Consider the following 7770-nt stretch of genomic DNA (forward strand, 5'->3'; position numbering starts at 1 on the left):
CGATTCGCTGCCATTCGACTTCGCAGCCCCCGTTGTAGTAGGCGCGCACGGTCTCGATGCTCTCTTTGCTCATGGTATTCAATCCTTTCTTTAACGAAAAGACGGTACGGATTTTTTATCCGTACCGCTGAAATTCCTTGATTAAGCCTATGCTTTGGAATACGGAGGTACGGTAAAACGATCCGGGTTCATATTGAACACGGATTTCGCGGAATTTTCAAACCGGTAACAACGCTTCATGCCGGGCCTCCTTCGAAGAGATTTTGCAAAGAATACCATATGTAACCGGATTTGTCAACACTTTTTTTGTAATATGGAATAAAGATATTTCGTTTTATCGCATTTTATGCTATAATGTCGGGTGTACGGACATAGTCCGGCTTTCTTTTTTGAAAGGCAAGGATATTTTCATGACCGATTTTAAACCGCACGAGGAATGCGGCGTTTTCGGGATTTATTCCCCGGAAAGAGGACCGCTTCTGCCGCTGATGTTTTACGGGCTTTATGCCCTGCAGCACCGGGGACAGGAGAGCGTGGGCATCTCGGTCTCGGACGGCGAAAAGGTTTTGACCCACAAGGCGCTCGGGATGATGAACGACCGTTTTCAGGAATCTGCTTCCGAGGTGCTGCCCGACGCCTATGCCGCCATCGGCCATCTGCGTTATTCGACCACCGGCGGTGATGATCTCGCAAACGCCCAGCCGGTTACGGTCCGGCATTTAGGTCGTTCGTTTTCGGTCGCCCACAACGGCAACCTGACCAACACTCAGGAACTGCGCCGCGGTTTTGAATTGACCGGTTCGGTGTTTCAATCGACGACCGACACCGAGGTCATCGGGCATGTAATCACGGGCGAGCGCATCGGCGCCGAGAACATCACTGAGGCGGTCAGCCGCGCGATGGGGCGCATTGAGGGTGCTTATTCACTAGTTGTTTTAACCGGTCGCGAACTGGTCGCCGCGCGCGATCCCAACGGTTTTCGCCCGCTTTGCTACGGGCAGACCGAGGACGGGAAATACATTGTTGCCTCCGAGGACTGCGCGTTAGCTGCGGTCGGGGCAAAAAAAATACGAGAGATCGACCCCGGTGAAGTTGTGACCTTTTCGTCTAAGGGTGTGGTGTTTGACCGCACACATTGCAATAAAAGAAAACAAAGCATCTGTATTTTTGAATATATTTATTTCGCTCGTTCCGATTCGATCATCGGAGATTGTCCGGTACACAAAGCCCGTTTACGCGCAGGGGCATTTTTAGCAGAGAGCAACCCGGTCGAAGCCGACGTCGTAGTCGGCGTGCCGGATTCGGGGCTTGACGCTGCCGTCGGTTATTCTAACGGATCCGGTATTCCGTACGGGATCGGTATTATCAGAAACAAATACATCGGAAGAACCTTTATCGCCCCTGATCAGAGTGAACGTGAAAATATGGTGCGCATCAAGTTAAATCCGCTGGCTGCGACGGTCAAAGACAAGCGAGTCGTTTTAATTGACGATTCGATCGTGCGCGGAACAACTTTTAAACGCTTGGTGGCAATGCTGCGCGAATGCGGCGCAAAAGAAGTTCATATACGCATTGCCGCGCCGCCGTATATGCACCCGTGTTATTTCGGAGTCGATATCGACTCGGAGAATTCATTGATTGCCAACGGACATACCGTTCAGGAGATTGCGGACATGCTCGGTGCGGATTCGCTGGCGTTTTTGCCGATCAAATACTTGCCATATTTGATCAGCGAAAAGGGGGATGCGGGTATTTGCAGCGCTTGTTTTGACGGAAATTATCCGATCAAAGTCACTCCCGGTTCGAAGACGCGTTTTGAATAACAGATAAAAGAGATTATATAACAGCGAGGAAAAATTTATGGAAAAGAATTTCGAGAGACCGTCATTTCCGAAAAGAGCGGTCATCACTGCCGGAATGCCGTATGGAAACAAAGAACTGCATTTCGGTCATGTGGGCGGCGTGTTCGTCCATGCCGATGTGTTCGCACGCTTTTTGAGGGATCGGCTCGGTGCGGAAAATGTCATTTTCGTTTCAGGAACAGACTGCTACGGTGCGGCAATCGAGATCGGTTACGAAAAAGAAAAAAGCAACGGCTTCGAGGGCACTATTCAGGATTATGTCGCCGGAAACCACGACAATCAAGCTCAGACCCTTTCCGAATATCAAATTTCCTTAAACCTTTTCGGCGCATCCGCGCTCGGTGAGGGCGGCAGAATCCATACTGCGCTTTCCGCTGAAATTTTCAATCAGTTATACAAAGATAAAAAATTAAAATTGGAATCGACGCTCCAGTTTTTCGACGAGGAAAAGCAGGTTTTTTTAAACGGCAGACAAGTCACAGGGCGCTGCCCGATTCAGGGGTGCAAATCCGAAATTGCTTATGCCGACGAGTGCGCACTCGGGCACCAATATAGTCCTTCGGAACTGATTGCGCCGATCAGTGTATTATCAAACAAACCCCCGGTGCAGGTTCCGGTCAGCAACTGGTTCATCAATCTCCCCGCCTATCAAAAAGTGATGGAAAAGGCGCTGGAGGATTGGTCAAAAATGCCCTGCTGCCGCAAGGTCTTGACTGATGTTATCCGGGAGTTTTTGAAAAAGCCCTGCATCTATATCAAAAAAGAACTGGTCGAACAAGTTAAATCGCTCGAAGGTATGCCGCCTTTTGAATTTTCGGAGGAGGAACAAAAGGCCTCTGTCGCTTTGGTTGTCGAGAATCTGGAATGTAGGGACAAAGCAGTCGCAGTGTTATCCGCAAATGGTATGCGTTATCGCACCGGAAAGACCCTCGTCCCGTTCCGGCTCTCCGGAAACGTCAAATGGGGCGTACCCGTTCCCGATGTCAAAGAGACCTCGAATCTGACCTTCTGGGTGTGGCCGGAGTCCCTTTGGGCGCCGATTTCGTTTACCAAGGCGGTGCTCGATGACGGCACTGAGGGCAGGGAATGGGAAAAATGGTGGAAATCCGACGATGCGCAGGTGTATCAGTTCATCGGTGAAGACAATATCTATTTTTACGGCATCGCCGAGATTATCCTGTTTTATTTGCTAGGGAATTCAATCCGCTTACCTGTCATTGTTCCGAATCACCATCTACTGTACGGAAAGACAAAAGCGTCAAGCAGCGGGGAGATCAAGCCCCCAAAAGCATCGCAGCTGCTGGATTATTACACTTCCGAACAACTGCGCATGCACTTTTTGAACGCGAGCATGGCGGAGCGGAGCATCGGATTCGAGCCGAAGCCGTTTTTGTTCCCGAATCAAGAGGGTTACGACACCGTGTTAAACGAGGGAAATCTGCTCACCAACGTCTTCAACCGTCTGGTGCGCTCCTGCTTTTACACAGTTCAAAAATATGAGGAAGGCATATACCCCTCAGGTGCTGTCAGCGACGAAATCAAACAAAAATCCGACGAGGTCATTTTGCAGTACGAAAAGTTTATGTCCGAACTCAGCTTCGATAAGATTTTCGAGCTTTTAAACATTTATGTACGCGACGCCAATAAGGACTGGTCGGTGCGCTGCAAATCCGAGAACCCGGCGGATATCGATCAGCTCTTGATCGATTCGTTTCATATCGTCCGAGTGATGGCAGCATTACTCCATCCCATTGCGCCGTCGGGCTGCGAAATGATCCGTGACTATCTGCGGGTGGACGAAAGCATCTGGGACTGGCAGTACATTTTCGAACCGCTGAACTTTTTCGTGAAACCCGGCCATCAATTCGTGTTCCTCGAGCCCAAAGTGGATTTTTTCAAAAAGCACTCGTCGCAGATATAAAAATATCAGGCCACCCGTTAGGGGTGACCTGATTTGTTATATTATTTTCATTTAGAAGATCGAATTCATTCGATCTTTTAACCCCGTTGTATTGCAATGGGGACGGCGGTTTCACCGCCGTGAAAAGTCGTAAAATATTGATTTGTAAAAACGATTGCGCGTTTTTATACGCGTCTATGATGCGTTTTAAAAAGTAGATTTTCTACTTTTTAAATAAAAATCAATATTATAATGCTACGCCGTTCAGGCTGTAGTCAGCCTCCTGAGTTTCGGCGAGTCCGAAACTGATGCTCAGCGCGTGGTCGACTTTCTGCATTGAGAAGTCGTTCAATCGGCCCATACGTTCACGCAGCCGCTGTTTATCGATGGTGCGGATCTGTTCCAACAAGATAATCGAATTCTTTGAAAGTCCGCAGTCCTCGGCATCCAACTCGATGTGCGTCGGTAATTTGGCCTTCGTACGCTGACTGGTGATAGCCGCCGCGATGACGGTCGGGGAGAATCGGTTTCCGATATCGTTTTGGACGATCAACACCGGACGGATTCCGCCTTGCTCCGATCCAACGACCGGGCTCAAATCGGCGTAATAGATGTCCCCTCGTTTGACGCTCATTGATATTCACGCTCCCAACAGGATTGTCTTCCGGACAAGTGCATAAGTTTGACGCTTATCACACAACTATTTTTGCCGCGGTTTTGGCGTGTTATACCTTTACCGGAAAAAATATGGGGGCTGTCATAGTATATTGGAAAAGCAGTGCTTTTGCGCCTTGCGATGATAAATATATAAAAGGCAGCTGCGAACTGCTAAATCCGGTCGCAAAATTAAACGGGGGGATTAACTATGAATGTGTTGATCGTCTATTGCCACCCGAATCCAAGGCTTCGGAGGCGCTGATGGCGCAGAGCCGCATGAATTCCGAGGTATCAAGCACAGTTACCAGCCGATAAAGTTCAATTTTTATAAAACCGAAATCCTTCGCTTGTGTGCCGTATACGGCATGCTGCTTAGGATGACAGAAACCGCTGCCGCTCGCTCCCATCCGGAGCGGGCGGGTTTCACATTGACAAAAAGGCCGCGCCTGAATCACCTCGCTTATGTCTTCACTCGATTGACATTCAGGCGATGTTTATGGTAAAATTTCACCGAAAGCAGGTGAGGGGTTGCGCGGGAAATTCGTCGCGAAAAACCAAAAAGAAACCGAATTGCTGGCGCAAAAGTTCGCCGAAGAACTGCGCGGCGGCGAGGTAATCGCCTTTTTCGGTGATCTCGGCAGCGGTAAAACCACTTTCACTTCAGCGCTTGCAAAAGCGCTCGGATGCCCCGAGACGGTCACCAGCCCGACTTTTGTAATTATGAATCGGTATTCAGGGCGGCTGGTTGTCAATCATTTTGACATGTACCGCATCAATGATTTCGATGGTCTTTATTCCACCGGTTATTTCGATGTCGCCGGTCAGCCTGATTCGGTGACGCTGATTGAATGGAGCGAAAATATTATCGATTTAATCCCGCAGCCGTTGTATAAAATCGTTGTATCGCAGGGTACGACACTCGACGAGCGGATTTTTGTGTTTATCCAATTTACAGAGGACGAAAAAGCATGAAAATTCTTGCAATCGACTCCTCCACTTCCACCGCAGCCGTCGGAATCGGCGATAACGGCAAAATATTGGTTTCAAGATTCACCAACAACGGCCTGACACATTCTCAAACTCTGATGCCGATGGTCGCTGAGTGTCTTGAGCAGTGCGGATTAACCATGAAGCAGATTGACGCGGTTGCGGTCACGGTCGGCCCTGGTTCATTCACCGGTGTACGAATCGGGATCAGCACTGCCAAAGGGCTTGCCATGGGTGCGGACATCGGTGTCATCCCGGTGTCGTCGCTTGCGGCGTTAGCCGAGAACGGAGCGGGGGAGAAAACACTGCTCTGCCCGGCCTTCGACGCCCGCTGCGGGCAGGTCTATAACGCGTTGTTCGACGATTTGAAGCGTTTGACGCCCGACCGCGCGTTAACGATTGTTCAATTGCGCGACGAACTTGCGGGAAAGCCGGTTGCATTGTCTGGCGACGGCGCAAAACTCTGTTTCGAACAAATCCCGAATGCCGTATTAGCCCCTGAAGAAAAACGTTTTATTATTGCCGACGGAATTTTAGCCGCCGCGCAAAAGGAAACACCGATTGATTTTGGAAACATCAACCCCGTCTATCTCCGCCTGTCGCAAGCGGAGCGGGAGAAGTTAAAAAATAGTTAAAGGAAGGTCATTATGATTGTCATCGCATCGGATCACGGCGGATATGAATTAAAAAATGCTATCGGAGCATGGCTCAAAGAAAACGGTTATGAATTCATCGACTGTGGTACCAACTCCGCCGAGTCGGTGGATTATCCCCTTTATGCCAAGCTGGCCGCACAGCAGATTTTATCAGGCAAATGCGAGCGGGGAATCATCTGCTGCGGAACCGGCATCGGAATCAGCATTGCGGCGAACCGTTTCAAAGGCATCCGTGCGGCGAACTGTGAGAGTGTCTGCAGCGCCGAGATGTGCCGCCGCCACAACAACGCAAACATCCTCTGTCTTGGCGGCAGGACCAACACGGTCGAGCACGCGCTTGAGATGGTCAAAGTTTTTTTAAACACCGGTTTCGATGGCGGTGAGCGCCACGAGCGCCGTATCAGGATGATGGACGAACCGACTATTTAAGAACGTTTAAATAAAAGATGCATAATTTCGAAGAAAAAAGATCGCATCTTTGCGCAGGGATTTATATGTATTATAAACTGCTTGTTTTCGACCTCGATGATACTTTACTGCGTTCCGACAAAACTATCTCCGACACAAGCGCCGATGTAATCCGGCGGTGCGCACAATCGGGCATGAAAATCGCTTACATCACCGCACGCTCGCCGCGTAAAATGGGTCTGTTTTTAGAAGACCTACCCTGTGACGCGATGGCGCTTTATAACGGAGCATTGATCTATGTCGGCGGTGAACTGATCGAAAAAAACTTGATTCCTTTTTCGGCGGGCATACTGACGATTAAAAGAGTGCTTGAACGATACCCAAAAGCCGCGTGTGGTATTTATTTAGAGCCGTACAGTTATTTTAAAGGGAATTTAAAGACGATCTTGACGGGAGAAATGGCACCCTGTACGCTCGAACAACTGCCGGAATACGACATTCAGCGCATTCGATTGATTTTCGACGAATACGACAATTATGATATCTCCGACTGCATAGGGCCCGAGATGAATTTATTTCTATCTCCGAATGCGGCACTGATTACACAAAAAAACGCTGATAGGCTAAACGCACTGAAAAAAATCACCGGTAAGTTTATGATTGATCTGAAACAGACGGTTGCGTTCGGTGATTCTGATATCGATGCGGAGATGTTAAAAGGTGCGGGAATCGGAGTCGCGGTGGATAACGCCTTGTCCGAAACCAAAGCGGCAGCCGATGAAATCTGCGACACCAACGACAACGATGGCGTTGCAAAGTGGATTGTTGAAAATTTGCTCTGATCTGCCATCTTGAGCGTGGCATATCCATGGCTTTTATCAGGCGTATTCCTCAGGAGAGTCACAAGGGGTGCTTTTGTGCTTCGGAATGACATTTTTAAGGCCGCTGAAGCGGCCTGTTTCTTTTTATCGGTTATGAGTTGGGACATCCCGTCATATATTTTCTTGAGAATATGACGGAGGTGTACATTATGAGGAATTTCTATCCCGAGGGACAGTTGATCAATACGCCGCAAAACCGGGCGGCACTTTTTTCACGCAGCGGACTTGAATGGGCTTTGAGCGGCGGCCGAACGGTAGAAGCCCGAGCTGTGATGTGCGGCCGCGACCATGATCTGACGGTGGATCTGGGGTGTATGCAGGGAGTGATTGCGCGCGAGGAAGCGGCATTAGGCATCGCAGAAGGGAAGGTCAAGGACATCGCAGTCATCTCACGGGTCAATAAACCGGTTTGCTTCAAA

The 7770-nt window shown here is 49.4% G+C and carries 8 protein-coding genes; 7 read left to right on the forward strand and 1 reads right to left on the reverse strand.

Annotated features, from left to right (window positions below; translation table 11 throughout):
- Positions 1 to 410: 410 nt before the first annotated feature.
- Both purF and PKH29_10735 read left to right on the forward strand, forming a co-directional pair.
- Positions 411 to 1823 carry an amidophosphoribosyltransferase gene (gene purF, locus PKH29_10730; protein ID HNX15310.1) on the forward strand — a complete coding sequence of 471 codons (1413 nt, stop codon included), beginning with the start codon at positions 411 to 413 and terminating at the stop codon, positions 1821 to 1823.
- A gap of 37 nt (positions 1824 to 1860) precedes the next feature.
- A complete protein-coding gene (locus tag PKH29_10735; GenBank protein HNX15311.1) occupies positions 1861 to 3783 on the forward strand; it encodes a class I tRNA ligase family protein in 1923 nt (640 codons plus the stop codon).
- A gap of 226 nt (positions 3784 to 4009) precedes the next feature.
- Here PKH29_10735 and PKH29_10740 read toward each other — a convergent pair whose 3' ends face one another.
- The gene (locus tag PKH29_10740) at positions 4010 to 4396 is read right to left on the reverse strand and encodes a type II toxin-antitoxin system PemK/MazF family toxin (GenBank protein ID HNX15312.1); all 387 of its coding nucleotides are present in this window, start codon (positions 4394 to 4396) and stop codon (positions 4010 to 4012) included.
- A gap of 551 nt (positions 4397 to 4947) precedes the next feature.
- Here PKH29_10740 and tsaE point away from each other — a divergent pair.
- The 5 genes from tsaE to PKH29_10765 all read left to right on the forward strand — a co-directional run.
- Entirely contained in the window at positions 4948 to 5391 is a 444-nt protein-coding gene (gene tsaE, locus PKH29_10745) for a tRNA (adenosine(37)-N6)-threonylcarbamoyltransferase complex ATPase subunit type 1 TsaE (GenBank protein HNX15313.1), read from the forward strand.
- The gene (gene tsaB, locus PKH29_10750) at positions 5388 to 6041 is read left to right on the forward strand and encodes a tRNA (adenosine(37)-N6)-threonylcarbamoyltransferase complex dimerization subunit type 1 TsaB (GenBank protein ID HNX15314.1); all 654 of its coding nucleotides are present in this window, start codon (positions 5388 to 5390) and stop codon (positions 6039 to 6041) included. The genes tsaE and tsaB overlap by 4 nt, the downstream gene beginning before the upstream one ends.
- 12 nt (positions 6042 to 6053) lie before the next feature.
- Positions 6054 to 6491, forward strand: a complete 438-nt coding sequence (rpiB, locus tag PKH29_10755; GenBank protein ID HNX15315.1) for a ribose 5-phosphate isomerase B — start codon at positions 6054 to 6056, stop codon at positions 6489 to 6491.
- 65 nt (positions 6492 to 6556) lie between these two features.
- Positions 6557 to 7312: an HAD family hydrolase gene (locus PKH29_10760; protein ID HNX15316.1), complete on the forward strand. Its 756-nt coding sequence runs from the start codon at positions 6557 to 6559 to the stop codon at positions 7310 to 7312.
- A 188-nt stretch (positions 7313 to 7500) separates the two neighbouring features.
- Positions 7501 to 7770, forward strand: a 270-nt coding sequence (locus PKH29_10765; GenBank protein HNX15317.1) for a 30S ribosomal protein S1, incomplete at its 3' end; no start/stop codon positions are given.

The organism is Oscillospiraceae bacterium, from assembly GCA_035353335.1.
Lineage (GTDB): Bacteria > Bacillota > Clostridia > Oscillospirales > JAKOTC01 > DAOPZJ01.